Raw genomic sequence first — 20,540 nt, forward strand, 5'->3', positions numbered from 1 at the left:
CCCTATTTCCAGAGAGCCAGGACTTCGGTCACGGTGGTTGCCTCAGGCGCGCTCGGCGCGCTTGCGGGGGTACGCGTGAAGCGAGGCGCCGGTCCCGGCTGACGTACCCCGCCGACCTCGACGAACGTCCCGCGGACCCGGTTGTGCGGGTGCTCGGCCGCCTCGGCGGGCGAGAGCACCGGGCTCACGCAGGCGTCAAGCGTCGAGAAGGCGGCGGCCCACTCGTCCCGGGTCCGGCTCGCGAACCGCTCGGTGAAGATCCGCCGCAGCTCCGGCCACTCGGACCTGTTCATCTGCCCCGGCAGGCTGCCGGCGTCGAGTTCGAGACCCTGCAGCAGCGCTGCGTAGAACTGTGGCTCCAGCGAGCCGACCGCCAGATAGCCGCCGTCCTTGGCCCGATAGGTGTCATAGAACGGCGCCCCGCCGTCGAGCAGGTTCTCGCCGCGGCCGCCCCGCCACATGCCGGCCGCGACCATGCCGTGCAGGAACGTCATGAGCAGCGCCGACCCGTCCACCATCGCGGCGTCGACGACCTGGCCGAGGCCGGAACGCTCCCGCTCGTGCAGCGCGGCGAGCACCCCGACGGCGAGCAGCATCCCGCCACCGGCGAAGTCGGCGAGCAGATTGATCGGGGCGTGTGGCGGCTGACCGGGCCGGCCCAGCGGCTCCAGGGCTCCGGCGATCGCCAGGTAGTCGATGTCGTGACCGGCGGCGGCCGACAGCGGTCCTTCCTGGCCCCAGCCGGTCATCCGTGCGTACACAAGCCTGGGGTTGATCTCGGTGCAGGGAGCGGGACCGAAGCCGAGGCGCTCGGCCACGCCCGGGCGATAACCCTCGACCAGGACGTCGGCCTGCGCGACGAGGCGCAACAGATCGGCGATGCCGTCCCCGGTCTTCAGATCGAGGGTGACCACCCGGCGGTTGCGTTGCAGCGGACCGGCCAGTCCGGTGCCGCCGGGGCGCTCAACGAGGATGACGTCGGCGCCGAGGTCGGCCAGGACCATGCAGCCGAACGGTCCCGGCGCGAGGCCGGCCAGTTCGACGACCTTGACGCCGGTCAGCGGCCCGCTCTTAGAGGACACGCGCGATCAGCTCCTTCATGATCTCGTTCGTGCCGCCGTAGATCTTCTGGACCCGGGCGTCCGCGTACATCCGGGCGATCGGGTACTCGGTGGTGTACCCGTAACCGCCGAAGATCTGCAGGCAGCGGTCGACAACCTCGCACTGCCCCTCGGTGAGGTAGAGCTTCGCCATCGCCGCGGTCGCCACATCAAGCTGACCACGGGTGTGCCGCTCGATGCAGTCGTCCAGGAAGATCCGGGACACCCGGGCACGGGTGGCGCACTCGGCGAGGACCATCCGGGTGTTCTGATGACCGATCAGCGGCTTGCCGAAGGCGTGGCGCTCCTTCGCGTACGCGGTGGCGAGCTCGACCGCGCGCTGCATGGCGGCGACCGCTCCCACGCCGATGACCAGGCGTTCCTGGGGCAGGGACTGCATCATCTGGATGAAGCCGAGGTTTTCCGCGCCGCCCAGCAGGTTCTCTTTGCTGACCCGCATCTCGTCGAAGAAGAGTTCCGCGGTGTCGTTGGAGTGCAGGCCGATCTTCTCGAGATTGCGGCCCCGATTGAAGCCCGCGGGATTGTCTCGAAGGTCGCAGATCAGCAGGGAGATGCCGCGGGCCTTGGCGGAGAGGTCCGTCTTCACCGCCAGGATGATCAGGTCGGCGACGTAGCCGTTCGTTATGAACGTCTTCGAGCCGCTGACCAGGTAATCATCGTGATCCAGCACCGCTTTCGTGCGGATCGCCTGGACGTCCGAACCGCCGTCCGGCTCGGTCATGCCGATCGCGCCGACCAGCTCGCCGCTGACCAGGCCGGGCAGCCAGCGCTGCTTCTGCTCCTCGGTGCCGTAGTCGTTGATGTACCCGGTGACGATGCCGCTGTGCACGGCGAGGCCGAGGCTGCCCTCGCCGGTCAGGGTCTGCTCGTGCAGCAGCACGGCCTCGTGAGTGAAGTCACCGCCCCCGCCGCCGTACTGCTCCGGCACCGAGAGGCCGAGCAGGCCGAGCTCGCCGGCGCGCAGGTAGTGCTCGCGGTCGGGGTGCCCCTGTTTCTCCAGGCGTGCGGCGTGCGGCAGCACCTCCTTGGTGAAGAAGGTGCGGGCCAGCTCGGCAAGTTCGTCGTGTTCAGGCTTGCGCCACGGCTCGGCGTAGCCGTCCAGTCCAGGCGTTGGCATCGACACACTCTCGATCGCTATTGGCGATGTGTCAATAAGCGGCGTATGAATTTCCGCCATTCATCTGTTGGGCTTATGCAGCCATCCACGCAGCCCCGATCGCGGCCGCGGATAGATCGACGTGACGTAGGGTCACGATGTGCATGTCGAGGCGAGCCGCCGGCGGCGGATGGAACCGGACAGCCGTCGGGGCGAGATCCTCGCGGTTGCTGTCCGGTTGTTCAGTCGGCGTCCGTACTCGGAGGTGTCGACGACGGACGTCGCGCTAGCCGCCGGAGTGGCGCGAGGCCTGGTCAACCACTACTTCGGGACCAAGAAGGATCTGTACCTGGAAGTGGTCCGGGTGATGCTGACGGTGCCGCGCGACGCCCTCGAAGGCATGCCGGCCGACGAACCGCTCGAACGCCGGGTGGACGCCATCGTCAGCTGGTTCCTCGACGTGGTCTCCCGGCACAGCACGTCCTGGCTCGCGGCGATCAACGCCGGCGGGATGGCCGGTGACGCCCAGGTCGACGGGGTGATCGCCGAGGCGATCGACGTGGCCGCGGACAGCGTGCTGGACGCGGTCGGGCTCGGCGAGGCGCCGTCCGAGGCGCTGCGCGGGATGGCCCGGTCCTACGTGGGCCTGGCCGTCTTCACCGGCCGGGAGTGGCTGCAGCGGGGTGCGCTGAGCCGCGAGCAGGTGCACGCCCTGCTGTCGGTGTCGCTGCTGGCACTGGTGAGCGACGTGTTCCCGCAGGCGGGCTGACGCGTTTCAGGCGGTGTGCGGCACCGGTGATGACCGGGGACCGGCGCCGCACACCGGGTCAGTGGTTCGTGCCGTTCGGGCCGTACGCGTTCAGGAACTTGTCGCGGAAGTCGTTCATCGGCCAGACCGGGGCGTCGGTGGCCGGCTTGAGGCCGTCGGTCCAGCCCCAGCTGTTGATCTTCTCCAGCACCGCCGGGTCCTTGGCGACCACGGTGATCGGCACGTCGTGGCTGGCGTTCTCACCGGAGATCACGTTCGACGGCTGGTGGTCACCGAGGAAGACCAGCACCAGGTTGTCGTCGCCGTACTTCTGCACCCACTCGATCAGCGTGGTGAGGGTGTACTGGATCGACTTGCCGTACTCGGCCCGGACCTTCGCGGTGCTGCCCCAGATGTCGGCCTTCTTCGGGGCGTCCTTGACGATGTCGTTGTAGACCGAACCGTCGCCCACCGCGTCCCAGTCCAGCATCGACGGGATCGGCGCCCACGGGGTGTGGCTGGAGACCAGCGGCATCTCCACCATGAGCGGCTGCCGGTCGGCCTTGGCGTACTCGAGCTCGGTGAACTTCTTCAGCGTGTACTGGTCGGGCATCGGCGCCCAGCTGAACTTGGGACCCTGATAGCCGAGGTTGCGGCTGTCCCACACCCGGTTGTACCCGTAGAACGTGCCCTCCGGCCAGGCCCGGGTGGCGCCCGGCATGACGCTGACGGTGTCCCACTGAGCGCGCTTGAACGCGCTGGTCAGGGTGAGCCGGTTGCTGGCCGTGAGGTTGCGGTACCGGCTCTGGTTGTTGATCCACAGGCCGGACAGCAGCGTCGAGTGGGCCAGCCAGCTGCCACCGCCGAACGTCGGTGAGGTGAGCCAGCCGCTGCGCGCGGCGAACCCGGCCTGTGTCAGCGACGCGGTGCCCTTGTCCAGCACGGCGTCGACGCCCGGGGCGAGTTCGGGGGCCTCGACGGCGTTGCGGCCATAACTCTCGACGAAGGTGAAGACGACGTCCTTACCGGCCAGGCCGGTGAGCAGCTGATTGCCGGGGGTGTCAGCGAACGGGTCGTTCCTGATTTCCTTCTTGAAGTTGATGTTGTTGCCGATGCCGGCCTTGGCCTGCCGGGCCCGGTCGTAGGCGTAGGTGGCGCTGCTGCGCGCCGCGACCGGAATCTTCGGCACGATCTGCACACCGGTCAGCAGCGCGGCGATCCAGATCGCGGTGATGCCACCGGCGGTGTACGCCGAGACCCGCCGGTGCCGCCCGATCAGCGAGCTGAGCCGCAGCACCGCCCACGTGGTGAGACTGAGGGCGGCGACCGCGAGCAGCACCGCGCCGGCGGCGACGGCGTACGCGGAAGCCTGCCCGTACGACTCCCGGATGAAGCCGTAGGTGTCGTCGAAGAGGATCCAGTCGAGGACCGGGTCGAACGGGCGGTTCAGGGTCTCGAACCAGCCCATGTCCAGGGACTTCTCGACGAGCAGCCAGCCCAGGCCCATGCCCGCGATGATCGCCAGGACCCGGCGGGGCCGGCGCGGCAGCACGATGAACACGGCGATGGCGACGGCCGCCTCGATCGGGATCCGGGCGAAGCCGCCGAGGGTGAGGCGCTTGAGCACGTTCGGATAGACCAGTGCGGCGAAGACGATCACGCCGGCCAGGATGCTCAGGCCCAGCTGGAAACGTGGGTGCGAGACGAATCGGCGTACCCTGCCCGGCTCGTTGGGCGGCGACGCCGCCGCGACCTCTTCCGCGGGGGTGTCGGTGGTCTCGGCGGTCTTCTCGTCCGAGGTTTCCCCGGCGGAGTCGGCGGGCGGATCGGCAAGGTCTGTCGGCTGCACGACATGGGGAACGGACGTCCCGCCGAGATGGTTCACCTCCGCGTCAGATAGCTCCCCTACGGTGTAGATCATGGGGGAACGAGTGCACGTGGTGGTGGCGGCGGGTGCGGTGGATCACGTGCGGGTGCCGCCGCTGTCGATCGTCGACGGCAGCCCGGACGTCGAGTGGGTCGAGGTGCCGGTCAGTCGCCTGCAGCCGTGGGGAAAGCGGATGCGGGTGCCGCTCGACCCGGCGAGCGCGAAGAGGAACCGGCGCTGGGCGCGGACGTTTCCGCTCACCCTGGTTCTGCTGGTGATCGCCCTCGCCTTCTGGACGACGAACTTCTTGGTCGCGGGCTACCCCGTCCTCGGCCTCGGCGCAGAAACGTGGTGGGCGTTGCGGTCCGGCACTCAGCTCGGCTTCCTGGTGTGGGTGGTGATCCGGAACCGGTGGCTGATCGGTCAGCGTCCGGCCCGGGTTGCCGGCCATCTGATCCGGTTCTCCGGGATACCCAAGGCGGTGGCCCAGCAGTGGGCCGAGCTGAACCCGGAGTCGGTCCGGGTCCTCGACCGCTGGGTGGTGTTGCGCCGGTACCGCCCGCGGGCCTACGTGATCAGCGCGCTGGCTTGCGCCGTTGCCGGTACCGGCCTCTGGACGCTGCTGGCGAACGACGGCCGGGAAAATGATCTGTTCCTCTGGCTGGCTTCCCTGGTCCTGCTGATCGGCGCCCTGGTGCTGGCCTTCAAGAGCCTGCCGCGGAGATACATCCGCTTCGAACCCGTTGAGTAACAGGCGTCACCGGCCCCTTGCGCATCTCCTATCTTAACTATAGGAATGGTGGTAGAGGAGGTCGCCATCCATGCGCCGTACCCGTCTCGCCGCCGACGAGGCCCTGATCACCGGTAACCCGTCGTTGTCGCTGCAGCGCGGGCTGAACTCCGGTTCGGCGTACTCGTACCACCTGAACGTCTCGCACGCGCCGTTCGACGACCTCCAGGTGCGCCAGGCGTTCCGCGAGGCGGTCGACGTGGACGCGGTCCTGACCGGCGTCTACCGCGGCACCGCCACCCGGGCCTGGAGCGTCGTCGGACCGACAAGCCCGTTCTACGACAAAACCCTTGAGGGTACGTTCGGCGGCGACCCCACCAAGGCGGACCAGCTGCTCGACGAGGCCGGCTGGACCACCCGCGACGCCGAGGGTCACCGCACCAAGGCCGGCAAGCGCCTGACCTCCCGCGCCGACACCGACGCGGGTGCCGCCCTGAACCTGCTGCTGCACGCGGCCGGTGCGATCAACCAGACCGGGTTCACCGACGCCGCCCTGGACGGGTTGCTCGACGACGCGCAGGCCAGCACCGGCACGGCGGCCCGTACCGAGGCGTACCGGCAGGTGCAGAAACTCGTCGTCACCGACCAGGCCCTGGTCCTGCCGCTGTACGCCCCGGCCGACCAGATCGCGGCCGGGATCGTCGTCCTCTGGACCTTCGGGGTGCTGATCGGCGGCTCGGTGATCATCGAGCAGGTGTTCGGCCGGCCCGGCCTCGGCCAGGTAGCCCTGCAGGCGGTCAGCGCCGGCGACATGCCCGTGGTGATCGCGGTCGTGGTCCTCGCGGCCACCGTCTTCGTGGTCGTCAACACCCTCGCCGACCTGGCCGGGCTGCTCATCGACCCGCGCCTGCGAAGGAGCTGAGCCCGATGCCGATCCCCGCTCGCGAAAGGGCAGCGTCATGACCGGCCTCGGCCACCGGTACGCCGACGAAGCCTTCAGCCGTACGTTCGACGCCCTGTCGGCGTTCCCGATCGTGCTGCTCGCCCTGCTGTTCATCGCGGTCGCCGGCACCGGGACCACCAGCCTGATCGTGGCGATCGGGGTGGCGCTCACCGCGCACTACGCCCGGGTGGTGCGGGCACAGACGTTCGTGGTGCGCCGGGCCGCGTACGTGCCCCACGCTGTCGCGTTCGGCGCCTCGCATCCCCGGCTCGTCTCGCTGACGGCTCTCGGGCGGCACTTCCAGCGCCGCTTCGAAGGGCGGTCCGCATGATCGAGGTCAGGAACCTGCGGGTCAGCTTCAAGCTGCCCGGCCGGGTGGTCGAGGCGGTTCGCGGCATCGACCTGAGCATCGCCGCCGGCGAGTGCGTGGCGTTCGTGGGGGAGAGCGGCTCCGGCAAGAGCGTCACCGCCCGCAGCCTGGTCGGACTGGCCGGTCCGTCATCCACCGTCACCGCCGACAAACTGCAGATCGACGGCGCCGACGCCCGCGGTTACACGTCCCGCGACTGGCGCAGGGTACGCGGCAGGTTCGCCGGGCTGATCCTGCAGGACGCCCTCGTCTCGCTCGACCCGCTGCGTACCGTCGGCGCCGAGATCGGCGAGGTCCTGCGGGTGCACGGCATCGGCGACCGCCGGGACCGGCCGCAGCGCATCCAGCAGCTGCTCACCGACGTGCACCTGCCGGAACCGGAACGACGGGTCCGCCAGCACCCGCACCAGCTCTCCGGCGGGCTGCGGCAGCGGGCGCTGATCGCCTCCGCCCTCGCCGGCGAGCCCCGGCTGCTGATCGCCGACGAGCCGACCACCGCCCTGGACACCACGGTCCAGGCGCAGATCCTGAACCTGCTGGCCGAACGCCGCACCGCCGGCGAGGCGCTCCTGCTGATCAGTCACGACCTGGCCGTCGTGTCCCGGCTCGCCGACCGGATCCTGGTGATGAGGGACGGCCGGGTTGTCGAGACCGGCACGACACGTCAGCTCCTGACTGCTTCTGGTCACCCGTACACCAAGGAGTTGATCGTGGCCGCAAGTGGCCGCAAAAGGGTGAGCGACACCGAGCCGGGCCCGGCGGTGGTCGAGGTCAGCGCGCTGCGCAAGGTGTACGCCGACCGCACCGTTGTCCGCGGCGTGGACCTGACGATCCACCGTGGCGAGATCGTCGGCCTGGTCGGCGAGTCCGGGTCGGGCAAGACGACGGTGGCGCAGCTGCTGTTCGGGCTGATCGAGCCGACGTCCGGTCACGTGCGGTTCGAGGGACAGCAGTTCAGCGGCGTCCCGGAACGCGCCCGGCGTCCGCTGCGACGCCGCCTCCAGTTCATCGCCCAGGATCCGCTGTCCGCTTTCGATCCGAGATGGACGGTACGCCGCATCGTCGGCGAAGCCCTCGGCCGAAGCGAACCGGTCGAACCCGTGCTGATCAGAGTCGGACTCGACCCGGACCTGCTCAACCGATACCCACGGCAGCTCTCCGGCGGACAGCGGCAACGCGTCGCCATCGCCCGCGCCGTGGCGCCGAGACCGAGTCTGATCATCTGCGACGAACCGGTGAGCGCGCTCGACGTATCGGTGCAGGCGCAGGTGCTCGACCTGCTCGCCGAGATCCGCCGCGACGACGGCACCGCCCTGCTGTTCATCTCGCACGACCTCGGCGTGATCCGCGACCTGGCCGACCGGGTGCTGGTCATGCACGACGGCACCGTCGTCGAACAGGGCCCGGTCAAGGCCGTTTTCGATCACGCCGGCCATCACTACACGCGCACGCTGCTCGCGGCCGTGCCGAAACTGGAGGTTCCCGCATGACACTACGGTTGGCCGTGGCCCTCGACTCGGCGTCGTTCGACGCCGGGGACTGGGCCGGCTGGGTTCGCCGGGCCGACGAGGCGCGGCTGGATTTCGTCACCTTCGACGACCGGTTCGGCAAGCGCGGGCCGGACGCCGTGCTGACCGCCGCCCGGGTGGCGCCGCTGACCCGGCACGTCGGCCTCGTCCCGGTCGCCACCACCACGCACACCGAGCCGTTCCACCTGTCCACCGCCCTGGCGACGCTCGATTACGTGAGCAAGGGCCGGGCCGGGTGGCAGGTACGGGTGTCGTCGGATCCGGCGGAGGCGGCGCTGCTGGGGCGCCGGGATCCGCTCGGCGATGATGCCGTGTTCGAGGAGGCCGCCGATGCTGTCGAGGTGGTGCGGCGGCTCTGGGACAGCTGGCAGGACGACGCGATCATCAAGGACGTGCCGACCGGCCGGTACATCGACCGGGATCGGTTGCATTACATCGCTTTCGACGGGGAGTATTTTTCGGTGAAGGGGCCGTCGATCGTGCCCCGGCCGCCGCAGGGGCAGCCGGTGGTGGCGGCCCTGGCGCACTCACCCGAGGCGTTCGCGTTCGCCGGGAAGTCGGCTGATCTGGTGTTCATCACGCCGTCCGACGTGTTCTCCGCCGAGAAGATCAAGTCCAAGCTGGACCCGGGGCTGAAAGTTTACGCCGATATAGTGGCATTCCTGGGTGAGGACGGGTTTGTCCGGCGCGGCACGGCCACCTCCGACGCCGCCGTCTTCGCCGGGACTGCCGGCCAGCTCGCCGACCTCATCGCCGCCTGGGCGGCCTCCGGCATCGACGGCATCCGCCTGCGCCCCGGCGACCTTGCCGAGGATCTGGCACAGATCACCGAGAACCTGGTGCCCGAGCTGCGCGCCCGAGGTCTGTTCGAGCCGTCGTCCGCCACCACCCTGCGCGAGCGGCTCGGCCTGCCGGTCGCGGTCAACCGTTACGAAGGGGCCGTCCGTGCCTAAGCAGATCATCCTCGCCGCGCACTTCCCGGGCGTGAACAACACGACGGTCTGGAGCGACCCACGGGCCGGCAGCCAGATCGACTTCGACTCCTTCGAATACCTGGCGCGGACCGCCGAACGGGGCCTGTTCGACTTCTTCTTCCTGGCCGAAGGGCTGCGGTTGCGCGAACAGCGCGGCCTGATCCACGACCTGGACGTGGTCGGGCGGCCGGACACGCTGACCGTGCTGACCGCCCTGGCCGCGATCACCACGAACCTGGGGCTGGCCGGGACGCTGAACGCGACCTACCACGAGCCCTACGAGCTGGCCCGCCAGCTCGCCACCCTCGACCACTTCTCCGGTGGCCGGGCCGCGTGGAACGTGGTGACGTCACCAGGCTCGTTCTTCGGGGAGAACTTCCGGCGGGGCGGGTTCCTCGACTACGAGGACCGGTACGTCCGGGCGGCCGAGTTCATCCAGGCCTCGCGGACCCTGTGGGACAGTGACGGCGGCGATTTCTCCGTCACGTCATCGCAATTCGACATCGCCGGTCGGTTCGGGGTTCCGCGCAGCCCGCAGGGCCACCCCGTCGTGCTCCAGGCCGGCGACTCGGCGGGCGGCCGCGAGCTCGCCTCCCAGCACGCTGACGCGATCTTCTCCCGGCACCACCAGCTGGAGGACGCCCGGGAGTTCTACCAGGACGTCAAGCAGCGTGTGATCAAGCACGGCCGGGACCCGGACAGCCTGAAGATCATTCCCGGCGTCTCCTACGTCCTCGGCGACAGCGATGCCGACGCGCAGGAGAGAGCGCACTACATCCGCCGCCAGCAGGTCAGCCCGCAGACCGCGATCCTGCTCCTGGAACAGCTGTGGAACACCGACCTGTCCGGCTACGACGCCGACGGGCCGCTGCCGGCCACCGATCCGGTTCTCGACGAGGACGACACGATCATCAAGGGCCGTGCCGGCATGTACCCGGACCGGCTCAAGACAGCGGCCGAGTGGCGGGCGAAAGCCGAGGCCAAGAACCTGTCGATCCGCGACCTGATCATCGAGGTCACCGGGCGGCAGAACTTCATCGGTACGCCGGACCGGGTCGCTTCGCAGCTCAACGAGTACGTGCAGACCGACGCCTGCGACGGCTTCATCCTCGTCTCGCACCTGACCCCGGCCGGCCTCGACGACTTCGTGGACCAGGTGGTCCCGTTGCTGCAGGAACGCGGCGTCTTCCGGACCGAGTATTCCGGCGGAACCCTGCGCCAGAACCTGGGCCTGCCTCAGCTGAAAGGGCGGTAAACCACGATGTCCGTTCCCCTCTCCATCCTCGATCTCTCGCCGCTCGTCACCGGTGGCAGTGTTCAGGACGCGTTGCGCCGCACTCTGGACCTGGCCAAGAACGCCGAGCATTTCGGCTACCACAGGTACTGGGTCGCCGAGCACCATTTCACCCCTGGCGTCGCCAGTTCCCAGCCCGCGCTGCTGCTCGGCCAGATCGCCGCCGCGACCGAGACCATCCGGCTCGGCTCCGGCGCCGTACAGACCGGCCACCAGACCGCGCTGACCATCGTGGAACAGTTCGGCCTGCTCGACGCGCTCTACCCGGGCCGTTTCGATCTGGGAATCGGCCGCTCCGGCCAGGCGAAGAAAGAGGTCCTCCGCGAGGCGGCCAAGGTCGCTGAGCCTCAGGAGGAGCGGGTCGTCGACGGCCTGCTCATCCCGAAACCCTTCTCCTGGGCGCCGATCTTCGCCTCCAAGCGCACCGCCCTGGCCTCCAGTTACCTCACCCAGCCCGGCGCCGAACCGCTGCCCCTGAACGAGGTACTCGACCAGATTTCCGGCCTGCTCGCCGGCCCGGTCAGCGACGGCGAAGGCAACGAGGTCGTCGCGGTCCCCGGCGCCGGCGCCGACCTCGAGGTCTGGCTGCTCGGTTCCAGCGGCGGGGAGAGCGCCAGGACCGCCGGCGCACGAGGCCTGCCCTTCGCGGCCAACTATCACGTCGCTCCTGCGAAGATTCTCGAGGCCGTTTCCGCGTACCGGGAAAGCTTTGTGCCCTCGGCGACGCTGAGCGCGCCGCGCGTGATGGTCTCGGCCGACGTCCTGGTCGCGGAGGACGATGAGACGGCTCGGCGCCTGGCGGCGCCATTCGCCCTGTGGGTGCACAGCATCCGGACCGGGCTCGGCGCAGTGCCGTTCCCCAGCATCGAGCAGGCCAGTGAGTACGCGTGGACGGACGAATCCCGGGCTCTCGTGAAGGACCGGGTGGACACGCAGTTCGTGGGCTCACCAGGGACGGTGGCCGAGGGCCTGCGCACGCTGCAGAGGGTGACCGGCGCCGACGAGCTGCTGATCACAACAATCGCCCACGATCACGCCGACCGGGTCCGGTCCTACGAGCTGCTCGCCAAGGAGTGGCACAGCTAAAGCCGCCCGCCGCCCGCCGCCGTCCCGTCCCGCTCTTCGTGGATCTTGAGCGATTCTCGACCTCAAGAGGTGGAACGTCGCTCAAGATCGCGGACCGCCTCGTCGGGGCGCGCCGGCTGATCTCCACGGCCCGACAGCCCTAGTGCCGCAGCAACGCCAGCCTTCCGGGTTCGAGGGAGCCCACGGTGCACGGCCGTCTCACCTATTCAGGCGCCCACCGTGTGCCGCCGTCTCGCCGAATCGGGGGCTCACGGTGGGCCGCCGTCCTTGCGGATTCGAGGTCCCACGGTGTGCCGCTGTCCTCGCCGGTTTGAGGTCCCACGGTGTGCCGCTGTCCTCGCCGGTTTGAGGTCCCACGGTGTGCCGCTGTCCTCGCCGGTTTGAGGTCCCACCGTGTGCTGCCATCCATGCTGAGGCGAGACGGGAGCACACTGAATCGTTGCGTGTTCCCGGGTCGACGCCATGGCGGTGATGGGGTCACACGGACCGCTTACGTGCGATTTGACCACCGTGTCCGGGGTTGATTGTGCGACCTGATCACTGCGAGAGACGCCTTACGTGTGTACGCGCCACTGTGGGCATCGTCGCCGGCGCAAACCCGTGATTACCGGCCACGGCCAGGAGCTGTGAGTGAACACGCAAGCACTATTCGTATGCTCGCGGCCCTCGGGGTGGCGCAGTCAGCGCACACGCAACCAATCCGCGTGTGCTCACCGCCATTCCTCGGGGATCTTGAGTGACTTTCAACCCCAGTTGGTAAAAGATCGCTCAAGATCGGGGACTGGTTCGTCGCCAAGGCGGCCGAGGCGACCGGGATCGCCGGGATCGCCAGAGCCGTCGGGTTCACCGTGGCCGTCGGGTTCGCCGGGGCTGCCAGGGCCGTCGGGTTCGCTGTGGCCGCCAGAGCTGCCAGAGCCGCCGGGTTCGCCAGAGCCGCCAGAGCGGCCGGGTTCGCCAGAGCCGCCAGGGCTGCCAGGGCCGCCGGAGCCACCGGGGCTGCCAGGGCCGCCGGAGCCACCAGGGCCGCCGGGGCTGCCAGGGCCGCCGGAGCCACCAGGGCCGCCGGGGCTGCCAGGGCCGCCAGAACCACCAGGGCCGCCGGGATCGCCTGCGGCTGGTGGGTTGGGGTGGTTGGGTCGGCCCTGGCGGGCGGCCATCTCCACCAAATGGTGGCGGCAGGACTGGGCGGCCGGGCTCAACGGCCGGTCTCGCGAATGCATCACACCGATCGGCGGATGAACCGGCGCCGGATGCAGCGCCCGGGCAACGATCGCCGGACCTCCACCGGCCTCGGCGACCGATTTTGACAGCAACCCCACGCCGAGCCCGGCAGCCACCAGATCACGAATGCCGCCGGCCGTGGCCGTCTCGAACTCCACCCTCGGCGTGAAACCCGCCGACCGGGCCGCATCCTCTAGAATCCACCGCAACCCGGTGCCCGGCGCCGTTGACACGAACGCCTCGTCCCGGGCCTCGCCCAGCGTCAGCCGCCCCGCACGAGCCAGCGCATGACCGATAGGGATCGCCAGCAGCAGGTGCTCGTCGGCGAGCGGCAGCGCATCGAACCGCGCCGGCAGATCCGCGTGCAACGGCCCGACCACCAGATCCAGCTCGCCCTCGTCGAGAGCGCCCAGCAATCCGGTCACCACGCCGCTGCGCAGGCGCAGCCCGATCCCCGGAAACCGGTCACGGAAGCGGCCCAGGGCCTGCGGCAGATCGTACGATCCCAGCGCCGGAGTGGCCCCGATCCCGACCCGCCCGCCGACCACCGCCGTGATCTCGTGAATCTCGATGCGGGCCCCGTCGATCTCGGCCAGCACCCGCCGGGCCCGCGCCACGAACAACTCCCCGGCCGGCGTCAACGCCACCCGCCGCGTGGTCCGCGCGAACAACGCCAGTCCCAGCTCGTTCTCCAGCGCCCGAATCTGTGCGGAGACAGCCGACTGCGCCACGTGCAACCGCTCGGCGGCCCGCGTGAACCCGCCGTACCGCGCCACCGCCTCGACGTAGCTGAGCTGCCGCAACTCCACGAGATTGATCGTGGACCAGCACGGTGGCCCGGTGTGTCAGGAACCGGAACCGTCAATCATCCGGGGGAACCTGACCGTCTGTTCAAAAGATGGCCCCTCAGGCGAGCCGTCGATAAGCCGTGAAATGGCCCCTCAGGCGAGCCGTCGATAAGCCGTGAAATCAGTCTTCTTGCGCAGCTCGAACCCGATCGACTCGTACAGTCTGATCGCGTTCACGTTCGCCGCTGACGTGTGCAGGAACGGTGTCTCGCCACGCGCCCGGATGCCGGCCGCCACGGCTCGGATCAGCCGGGTCGCCAGCCCCTGACCGCGATGAGCAGGGTCCGTGCAGACCGCGCTGATCTCGGTCCACCCCGCCGGATGCAATCGCTCACCGGCCATCGCGATCAACGCACCCGATGGCGACCGCAACCCCAGATAGACACCGAGCTCGACAGTCCGCTGCAAATACGGGCCCGGCCTGGTCCGCGCGATCAGATCCAGGATCTCCGGCACGTCCGGCGCACCGAGGCGCAGGGCCTCCGGATAAGACGCGGCGGCCAGCGACACATCCACGAACTGCACGCCCGCGACGCTGCCGGCCACCTCCCAGCCCGGGTACGCCACGCCACCGGCACCGGCGATCGTCACCGAGGCACCCGGTTCGACGAGAAACGCCAGGTCGTCCCAGGCGCTCGGGTCGGCCGGGTCGGACAGGGCGTGGAACGGCGCCACGTCGCTCTGGTACCGGGCAGCCCGGCCGTGCCGGACCGCGAAGCGCGCGTGTGCGCCCCGCAGTGCCGACCAGGCCGGGTTGTCCAGCACCGTCTCTGAGGTGAGCGAGCGGGTCACTTGCCCTCGATGGGCAGGCCCGGCGGGTTCACCTCAGCGGCGGTGACGGCCTCGTTGGTCAGATTCCACCGAGAAAGGATCTTGGTGTAGTCACCCGAGGCGATCAGCTTGTCGAGCGCTGCGGCGTACGCCTTCACCAGGCCGTTGTCCTTCTTGGTGGTCAGCGCGATCAAGCCCTGCAGGGTGGCGCCGGCGCCGGAGTAGGTGCCGACGATCTCGGTCTGCCCGGTGGTGGCGACGTGGTAGGCCGCGGACGGGTTGGGGCCGAGGTGCAGGTCGATCTGGCCGGAGCCGAGCGCCAGGTAGGTGGCCTGGTTGGTCTGGTAATACTTGATCTCGACAGGCGCGAGGCCGGCCTTCTTCACTTCCTCAGCCCACTCGACCAGGATCTTCTCCTGATTCGTGCCGGAGCTGACCGACACCTTCTTACCGGCGATGTCGGCGGGCTTCGTGACGGTCAGACCCGATCCGGCGCGAGCGAGCCAGCCCAGGTCGTCCTTGCGGTAGCTGACGAAGTCGTACTTGAGCTTGCGCTCCTCGGTGACGGTGATGTTCGAGGCGCCGAGGTCGAATTTGCCCGAGTCCAGGCCGATGAACAGGTTCTCCCAGGAGGTGTTCTCCAGGACCGGTTCGAGGCCCAGCGTGCTCGCGATGGCGGCCGCGATGTCCGGCTCGTTGCCGATCAGCGTCTTGTTGTCGGTGGCGGCGAACGCCAGCGGCGGGAACCCGGAACCGGCCGCGCCGACGCCGATGACCAGCTTGCCCTTGGCGGCGATCTCGGCCGGCAGCAGCGCCGCGGCGGCGGCGTCCTTGGGCGGCAGGATCCGGTTCTGGTCCGGGCTGTCGTTGAACTTCACCGCCGCCGCGGAGGCGTCACCGGCCGCGGGTACCGCGGCGGCTTCCTCCTCCGGCGCCGCGCAAGCGGTCAGGCTCAATGTCACTGCGGCAAGAGCTAAGACCCATTTGGTACGCATGAAAGGGCTCCGTTTCCTAAATGAGGACCTTGGACAGGAACGCCCGGGTCCGCATCTGCTGGGGGTTGTCGAGGACCTGTGCGGGCGGCCCCTGCTCGACGATCTGGCCCTCGTCCATGAAGATCACGTTGTCGGCCGCCTCCCGGGCGAAGCCGATCTCGTGAGTCACCACGATCATCGTGGTGCCGGCCGCGGCCAGGTCACGCAGGACGTCGAGGACCTCGCCGACGAGCTCGGGGTCGAGTGCGGAGGTGGGCTCGTCGAAGAGAATGAGCTGCGGTTCCAGTGCCAGGGCGCGGGCGATCGCCACCCGCTGCTGCTGACCGCCGGAGAGCTGACGAGGGTACGCGTCAGCCTTGTCGGACAGTCCGACGCGGTCGAGCAGCTCGCGCGCACGTTCGTACACCTGGGCCTTGGGTTTTCGCTGCGCCGAGATCGGCGCTTCGGTGACGTTCTCCAGGGCCGTGAGGTGCGGGAAGAGGTTGAAGTTCTGGAAGACGAAGCCGATGCCGGCCCGCTGCTTGAGGATCTGACGCTCGCTGAGTTCGTGCAGCTTGTTGCCGGCCTGCCGGTAACCGATCAGGTCGCCGCCGACCCGGACCAGTCCGCGGTCGACCTTCTCCAGGTGGTTGAGGGAGCGCAGCAGGGTGGACTTGCCGGATCCGGACGGTCCGAGGATCACGGTGACCGTGCCGGCGTGGGCAATGAGATCGACGCCGCGCAATACGTGCAGCGCGCCGAACGACTTGTGGACGCCGGTCACCTCGACGACGGGAGTGCTCACTTGCGAACCGCCGATCGAAGGCGCTGGAACGGGGTGGGCGGAAGGGTGCGCACGGCGCCGCGGGCGAAGTGGCGCTCGGTGTAGTACTGCAGGATCGACAGGGCGGCCGTGAGGATCACGTACCAGACGGTGGCGACCATCAGCAGCGGGACGACCCGGCCGCTGCGGCCGTAGATCACCTGAACCTGATAGAACAACTCGCCGATCGCCAGGACGTACACAATGGACGTGCTCTTGAGCAGGTTGACGAGCAGGTTCGCGGCGTTCGGCAGGATCGCCCGCATCGCCTGCGGCACCACGATCTTGAAGAACTGGCGACGACGAGGGATGCCGAGCGCGGCGGCGGCCTCGTGCTGGCCCTGGTCGACCGAGAGCAGCCCGGCCCGGATGATCTCCCCGGCGAACGCGGCCTCGTGCAGCGCGAGGCCGAGCAGCGCGGCGCCGAACGGGCTGACCAGGTCGGCGGTCGCGAACGACCAGCCGGGCCCGAACGGCACACCGACCTGCAGGCGCTCGTAGAGGTAACCGAGGTTCGCCCAGAACAGCAGCTGCACGATGAGCGGAACGCTGCGGAACACCCAGATGTACGCCCAGCTGACGGTGGAGAGCACCGGGTTCTTCGACAGCCGCATCGCCGCGAGGGGGATGCCGCCGAGGAAGCCGAGGACCGCACCGGCGACCGTGAGCTGCAGTGTGGTGCCGAGCGCCTCGACGACCGACTTCTCCAGGACGTAGCCGAAGAAGGTGTTCCAGTCCCAGCCCGGGTTGGTGGCCAGGCCGTGCACGAACTGCGCGAGCAGCACGAGCACCAACGCGGTTCCGGCCCAGCGCCACGGATGCCGGGCCGGGACCACGACCAGTTCTTCCGGTGGATCCGCGTTCGCGGATCGAGGTGGGGACAGGACGCTCACGAGACCTCCAAGCTCAGTGCCAAAACGCTAGGCAGCGCCCGCCATCGCCCACAAGTCCTACCGAGAATATATGTTTAAACACATCGTTGCGCATGGGACGGGGATTGCCAGTAACCCCATCGGTACGATAGGAATACCGGGTATTGACGCGTACCCCTGCCAGGGAGACCTCCTTTGACCACCTCCGTCGCACCCGCGCCGCCGACCGGGCGCTCCACCGAGGCCGCGTCCACGCGGCCCGGGGCGCTCGCGCCCGGCGGCGGCCTGCGCCGCCGCCTCGCGCTTCGTCTGCTGGCGCTGCTCGCGCTCTATCTCCTCTGGGAGATCACCGCGCGCGCGATGCGCAACCCGACTTTCATCCCGTCGCCCTCCGCGGTCTGGCACCAGCTGGTCGTCACCTCGTCCGTGCACGATGGGGTACGCGGATACAGCGGCCACCTGCTCATCGAGCACCTCGGTGTCAGCCTGCGGCGCATCGTGATCGGATCGGCGATCGGTGTCGCCGGCGGCCTGGTCCTCGGCCTGCTGATGGGCACGATCTCCTGGCTGCGCGTCGTCACCGAGCCGGTGGTCACGTTCGTCCGGGCGCTGCCACCGCTGGCGTACTTCAGCCTGTTCATCATCTGGTTCGGCATCGACGAGACCCCGAAGCTGTGGCTGCTCTCGATCGCCGCGCTGCCGCCCGTCGCGGTGGCCACCGCCGCGGCAGTGCACGGCGCGCCCACCGGTCTGGTCGAAGCGGCCCGCGCGCTCGGCGCCGGGAAGTGGCAGACCACCCGGGACGTGGTGCTGCCCAGCGCGTTGCCGGAGATCTTCACCGGCATCCGGCTCGCGGTCGGTGTCGCGTACTCGTCGGTGGTCGCCGCCGAGACGATCAACGGCGTGCCCGGGATCGGCGGCATGATCCGCGACGCGCAGCGTTACTCACAGACCGATGTGGTCGTCCTCGGACTGTTCGCCATCGGCCTCTCCGGCCTGCTCATCGACGCCCTGCTGCGGATAGCCGAAAACCGGCTGATCCCGTGGCGTGGCCGAATCTAATCCGCTCTTTCAAAGGGAAATCTTGATGAAGAAGATCCTTGCCGTCGCCTCCGCCCTGCTGGTCGGTGCGAGCCTCGCCGCCTGCGGTGACGGCGCTGCCAGCGGTGGTGGCGACGCGTCCGAGAAGTCGATCCGGATCGCTTACCAGGCGTTCCCCAGTGGCGACCTGATCGTCAAGAACCAGGGGCTGCTGGAGAAGGCGCTGCCGGACTACAAGATCACGTGGACCAAGTTCGACTCCGGCGCCAGCATCAACACCGCGTTCGTCGCGAAGAGCCTGGACATCGCCGCGATCGGCTCCAGCCCGGTCGCTCGGGGACTGTCGGCGCCGTTGAACATCCCGTACCAGGTGGCCTTTGTTCTTGATGTTGCCGGTGACAACGAGGCGCTGGTGGCGCGCAACGGCAGCGGGGTCACGGACGTCGCGTCACTGCGCGGCAAGAAGGTGGCCACGCCGTTCGCGTCGACAGCGCACTACAGCCTGCTCGCCGCGCTGAACGCCGCCGGCGTCAAGGAGTCCGAGCTGACCATCGTGGACCTGGAGCCGCAGGACATCCTGGCTGCATGGACGCGTGGTGACATCGACGGGGCGTACAGCTGGCTGCCCTCGCTCGACGAGCTGAAGAAGACCGGCAAGGTCCTGATCACCAGCCGTGAGCTGGCCGCCGGTGGCAAGCCCACCCTCGACCTGGGCGTTGTCTCGACCGAATTCGCCACCGCGCACCCGGAAGCGGTCGACGCGTGGCGCAAGGTCGAGGCCCAGGCCCTGGACATCATCGCGTCCGACCCGGATGCCGCCGGGAAGGCCGTCGGCGCCGAGCTGAACCTCACCCCTGAGGAGGCGAAGGGTCAGCTGTCGCAGGGCGTCTTCCTGAAGCCGGCCGACCTCGCCTCGCCGGAGTGGCTGGGCACCGAGGCCGCCGTCGGCAAGCTGGCCGACAACCTGGTCAGCGCCGCCGAGTTCCTCAAGTCGCAGCAGAAGATCGACGCGGTACCGACCCTTGCCGACGTCCAGAAGTCGATCTACGTGAAGGGGCTTCCCGGTGTCCTCGGCTAACTCGGTGTCCTCGGCTGACCCTGCTGTTCTCATCGAGGGGGTCGAGCACGCTTACGGTGACGTCACCGCGGTCGGGCCGGTCGACCTGACCGTGCCGGCGGGGGAGTTCCTCGTCCTGGTCGGGGCGTCCGGGTGCGGCAAGAGCACGCTGCTGCGGCTGATCGCCGGCTTCGAACAACCGACGTCGGGGACCGTGCGAGTCGCGGGCGCGGCGCCGGTTCCCGGGCGCGGTGCGGGGCTGGTGTTCCAGCAGCCGCGGCTGTTCCCGTGGAAGACGGTCGGCGGCAACGTCGCGCTGGCACTCAAATATGCCGGCCTGCCGGTCACCGCCGAGCGGGTGGACGAGTTGCTCGCCCAGGTCGGTCTGCACGATGTCGCCAAGCGGCGGATCTGGCAGATCTCGGGCGGACAGCAGCAGCGGGTGGCTATCGCTCGGGCGCTCGCGGTGGACAACCCGTTGTTGCTGCTGGACGAGCCGTTCGCAGCGCTGGACGCGCTGACCCGGGAACGGTTGCAGGAGGATCTGCGGCGGGTCAGCGCGGAGACCGGGCGTACTTCGATCTTCGTGACCCACAGTGTGGACGAGGCAGTGTTCCTGGGCAGCCGGGTGGTGGTGTTGACGCCGCGGCCGGGCCGGATCGCTCTGGATCTGAAGATCGATTTGCCCCGGACCGGGATCGCGGCGGACGAGCTGAGGGGGCTGCCGGAGTTCGCGGCGCTGCGGGCCGAGGTGGGTCATGCGATCCGCGACCGGGCGCACGTGTAGCGCTCAGCTTGTGTGCCACGGGGCAAGGGCGGTAGCTCACGGTGTTCTCTCGTCCGGGCAGGACGGGGACTCACGGTGGGCTTTCGTTTCGCCGGGGCGGGAGCACACGGTGGGTTCTCGTCCGGGCGGGGCGAGAGCACACGGTGGGCTTTCGTTTCGCCGGGACAAGGACTCACCGTGGGCTCCTGTCCACGCCGGCCGTGATCAGGGCACACGGAATGACTGCGTGCGACTTGATCGCGGCCAGGGCCTGGATCGGGGCACACGGAACGTCAATGTGTGCCGTCATCACGGCTCAACAGCGTTAACGTGCGCCCTCATCCCGGCACCTCTGTTCGCCGTCGTTCTCAAGCAACGTGCGACTCGTCCCCGCCGGATCTTGAGCGAT

At 69.1% G+C, this 20,540-nt stretch carries 19 protein-coding genes; 11 read left to right on the forward strand and 8 right to left on the reverse strand.

Annotation, left to right across the window (positions count from 1 at the left end; all coding sequences use genetic code 11):
• Nucleotides 1–2: 2 nt before the first annotated feature.
• Both ACQP2E_RS14850 and ACQP2E_RS14855 read right to left on the reverse strand, forming a co-directional pair.
• Nucleotides 3–1,082 carry a CaiB/BaiF CoA transferase family protein gene (locus ACQP2E_RS14850; RefSeq protein ID WP_433831944.1) on the reverse strand — a complete coding sequence of 360 codons (1,080 nt, stop codon included), beginning with the start codon at nucleotides 1,080–1,082 and terminating at the stop codon, nucleotides 3–5.
• Nucleotides 1,072–2,238 (reverse strand): acyl-CoA dehydrogenase family protein, encoded by a 1,167-nt coding sequence (locus tag ACQP2E_RS14855; RefSeq protein ID WP_433831946.1) that lies wholly within the window; start codon nucleotides 2,236–2,238, stop codon nucleotides 1,072–1,074. Before ACQP2E_RS14855 ends, ACQP2E_RS14850 begins: the two co-directional genes overlap by 11 nt.
• Nucleotides 2,239–2,377: 139 nt before the next feature.
• On the opposite strand from ACQP2E_RS14855, the gene ACQP2E_RS14860 reads away from it, so the two are divergent.
• The gene (locus ACQP2E_RS14860) at nucleotides 2,378–2,986 is read left to right on the forward strand and encodes a TetR/AcrR family transcriptional regulator (RefSeq protein WP_433831947.1); all 609 of its coding nucleotides are present in this window, start codon (nucleotides 2,378–2,380) and stop codon (nucleotides 2,984–2,986) included.
• 58 nt (nucleotides 2,987–3,044) lie between these two features.
• Here ACQP2E_RS14860 and ACQP2E_RS14865 read toward each other — a convergent pair whose 3' ends face one another.
• Complete coding sequence (locus ACQP2E_RS14865; protein ID WP_433831949.1) at nucleotides 3,045–4,886, reverse strand: sulfatase-like hydrolase/transferase; 1,842 nt, start codon at nucleotides 4,884–4,886, stop codon at nucleotides 3,045–3,047.
• Here ACQP2E_RS14865 and ACQP2E_RS14870 point away from each other — a divergent pair.
• The 7 genes from ACQP2E_RS14870 (at nucleotide 4,885) to ACQP2E_RS14900 (ending at nucleotide 11,758) form a co-directional block, all read left to right on the forward strand.
• A complete protein-coding gene (locus ACQP2E_RS14870) occupies nucleotides 4,885–5,583 on the forward strand; it encodes a hypothetical protein (RefSeq protein ID WP_433831951.1) in 699 nt (232 codons plus the stop codon). The genes ACQP2E_RS14865 and ACQP2E_RS14870 overlap by 2 nt on opposite strands.
• Nucleotides 5,584–5,653: 70 nt before the next feature.
• Nucleotides 5,654–6,484: an ABC transporter substrate-binding protein gene (locus ACQP2E_RS14875; protein ID WP_433831953.1), complete on the forward strand. Its 831-nt coding sequence runs from the start codon at nucleotides 5,654–5,656 to the stop codon at nucleotides 6,482–6,484.
• Nucleotides 6,485–6,521: 37 nt separating this feature from the next.
• Entirely contained in the window at nucleotides 6,522–6,836 is a 315-nt protein-coding gene (locus tag ACQP2E_RS14880) for an ABC transporter permease subunit (RefSeq protein ID WP_433831955.1), read from the forward strand.
• Complete coding sequence (nikE, locus tag ACQP2E_RS14885) at nucleotides 6,833–8,365, forward strand: nickel ABC transporter ATP-binding protein NikE (protein WP_433831957.1); 1,533 nt, start codon at nucleotides 6,833–6,835, stop codon at nucleotides 8,363–8,365. The genes ACQP2E_RS14880 and nikE overlap by 4 nt, the downstream gene beginning before the upstream one ends.
• A complete protein-coding gene (locus tag ACQP2E_RS14890; protein ID WP_433831959.1) occupies nucleotides 8,362–9,357 on the forward strand; it encodes an LLM class flavin-dependent oxidoreductase in 996 nt (331 codons plus the stop codon). Before nikE ends, ACQP2E_RS14890 begins: the two co-directional genes overlap by 4 nt.
• Nucleotides 9,350–10,633, forward strand: coding sequence for an LLM class flavin-dependent oxidoreductase (locus tag ACQP2E_RS14895; protein ID WP_433831961.1), 1,284 nt, complete (start codon nucleotides 9,350–9,352; stop codon nucleotides 10,631–10,633). The genes ACQP2E_RS14890 and ACQP2E_RS14895 overlap by 8 nt, the downstream gene beginning before the upstream one ends.
• Nucleotides 10,634–10,639: 6 nt before the next feature.
• Entirely contained in the window at nucleotides 10,640–11,758 is a 1,119-nt protein-coding gene (locus tag ACQP2E_RS14900; protein WP_433831963.1) for an LLM class flavin-dependent oxidoreductase, read from the forward strand.
• A 743-nt stretch (nucleotides 11,759–12,501) separates the two neighbouring features.
• Here ACQP2E_RS14900 and ACQP2E_RS14905 read toward each other — a convergent pair.
• The 5 genes from ACQP2E_RS14905 to ACQP2E_RS14925 all read right to left on the reverse strand — a co-directional run bounded on the left by ACQP2E_RS14905 (nucleotide 12,502) and on the right by ACQP2E_RS14925 (nucleotide 17,288).
• Nucleotides 12,502–13,788, reverse strand: coding sequence for a LysR family transcriptional regulator (locus tag ACQP2E_RS14905; RefSeq protein ID WP_433831965.1), 1,287 nt, complete (start codon nucleotides 13,786–13,788; stop codon nucleotides 12,502–12,504).
• Nucleotides 13,789–13,920: 132 nt separating this feature from the next.
• A complete protein-coding gene (locus ACQP2E_RS14910) occupies nucleotides 13,921–14,619 on the reverse strand; it encodes a GNAT family N-acetyltransferase (RefSeq protein ID WP_433831967.1) in 699 nt (232 codons plus the stop codon).
• The gene (locus ACQP2E_RS14915) at nucleotides 14,616–15,593 is read right to left on the reverse strand and encodes an ABC transporter substrate-binding protein (protein WP_433831969.1); all 978 of its coding nucleotides are present in this window, start codon (nucleotides 15,591–15,593) and stop codon (nucleotides 14,616–14,618) included. The genes ACQP2E_RS14910 and ACQP2E_RS14915 overlap by 4 nt, the downstream gene beginning before the upstream one ends.
• Before the next feature lie 16 nt (nucleotides 15,594–15,609).
• On the reverse strand, nucleotides 15,610–16,377 hold the full coding sequence (locus ACQP2E_RS14920; protein WP_433831971.1) for an amino acid ABC transporter ATP-binding protein: 768 nt from the start codon (nucleotides 16,375–16,377) through the stop codon (nucleotides 15,610–15,612).
• Nucleotides 16,374–17,288 carry an amino acid ABC transporter permease gene (locus ACQP2E_RS14925; protein ID WP_433831973.1) on the reverse strand — a complete coding sequence of 305 codons (915 nt, stop codon included), beginning with the start codon at nucleotides 17,286–17,288 and terminating at the stop codon, nucleotides 16,374–16,376. Before ACQP2E_RS14925 ends, ACQP2E_RS14920 begins: the two co-directional genes overlap by 4 nt.
• Nucleotides 17,289–17,462: 174 nt before the next feature.
• On the opposite strand from ACQP2E_RS14925, the gene ACQP2E_RS14930 reads away from it, so the two are divergent.
• Genes ACQP2E_RS14930 through ACQP2E_RS14940 form a run of 3 tightly spaced genes read left to right on the forward strand, consistent with a single transcriptional unit; the run spans nucleotide 17,463 to nucleotide 20,152 of the window.
• The gene (locus ACQP2E_RS14930) at nucleotides 17,463–18,329 is read left to right on the forward strand and encodes an ABC transporter permease (RefSeq protein WP_433831975.1); all 867 of its coding nucleotides are present in this window, start codon (nucleotides 17,463–17,465) and stop codon (nucleotides 18,327–18,329) included.
• A 25-nt stretch (nucleotides 18,330–18,354) separates the two neighbouring features.
• Nucleotides 18,355–19,386 carry a taurine ABC transporter substrate-binding protein gene (locus ACQP2E_RS14935; protein WP_433831977.1) on the forward strand — a complete coding sequence of 344 codons (1,032 nt, stop codon included), beginning with the start codon at nucleotides 18,355–18,357 and terminating at the stop codon, nucleotides 19,384–19,386.
• 4 nt (nucleotides 19,387–19,390) lie between these two features.
• On the forward strand, nucleotides 19,391–20,152 hold the full coding sequence (locus ACQP2E_RS14940; RefSeq protein WP_433831979.1) for an ABC transporter ATP-binding protein: 762 nt from the start codon (nucleotides 19,391–19,393) through the stop codon (nucleotides 20,150–20,152).
• The last annotated feature ends 388 nt before the right edge of the window (nucleotides 20,153–20,540 follow it).

The sequence above is a fragment of the Actinoplanes sp. CA-015351 genome (assembly GCF_050955685.1).
GTDB lineage: Bacteria > Actinomycetota > Actinomycetes > Mycobacteriales > Micromonosporaceae > Actinoplanes.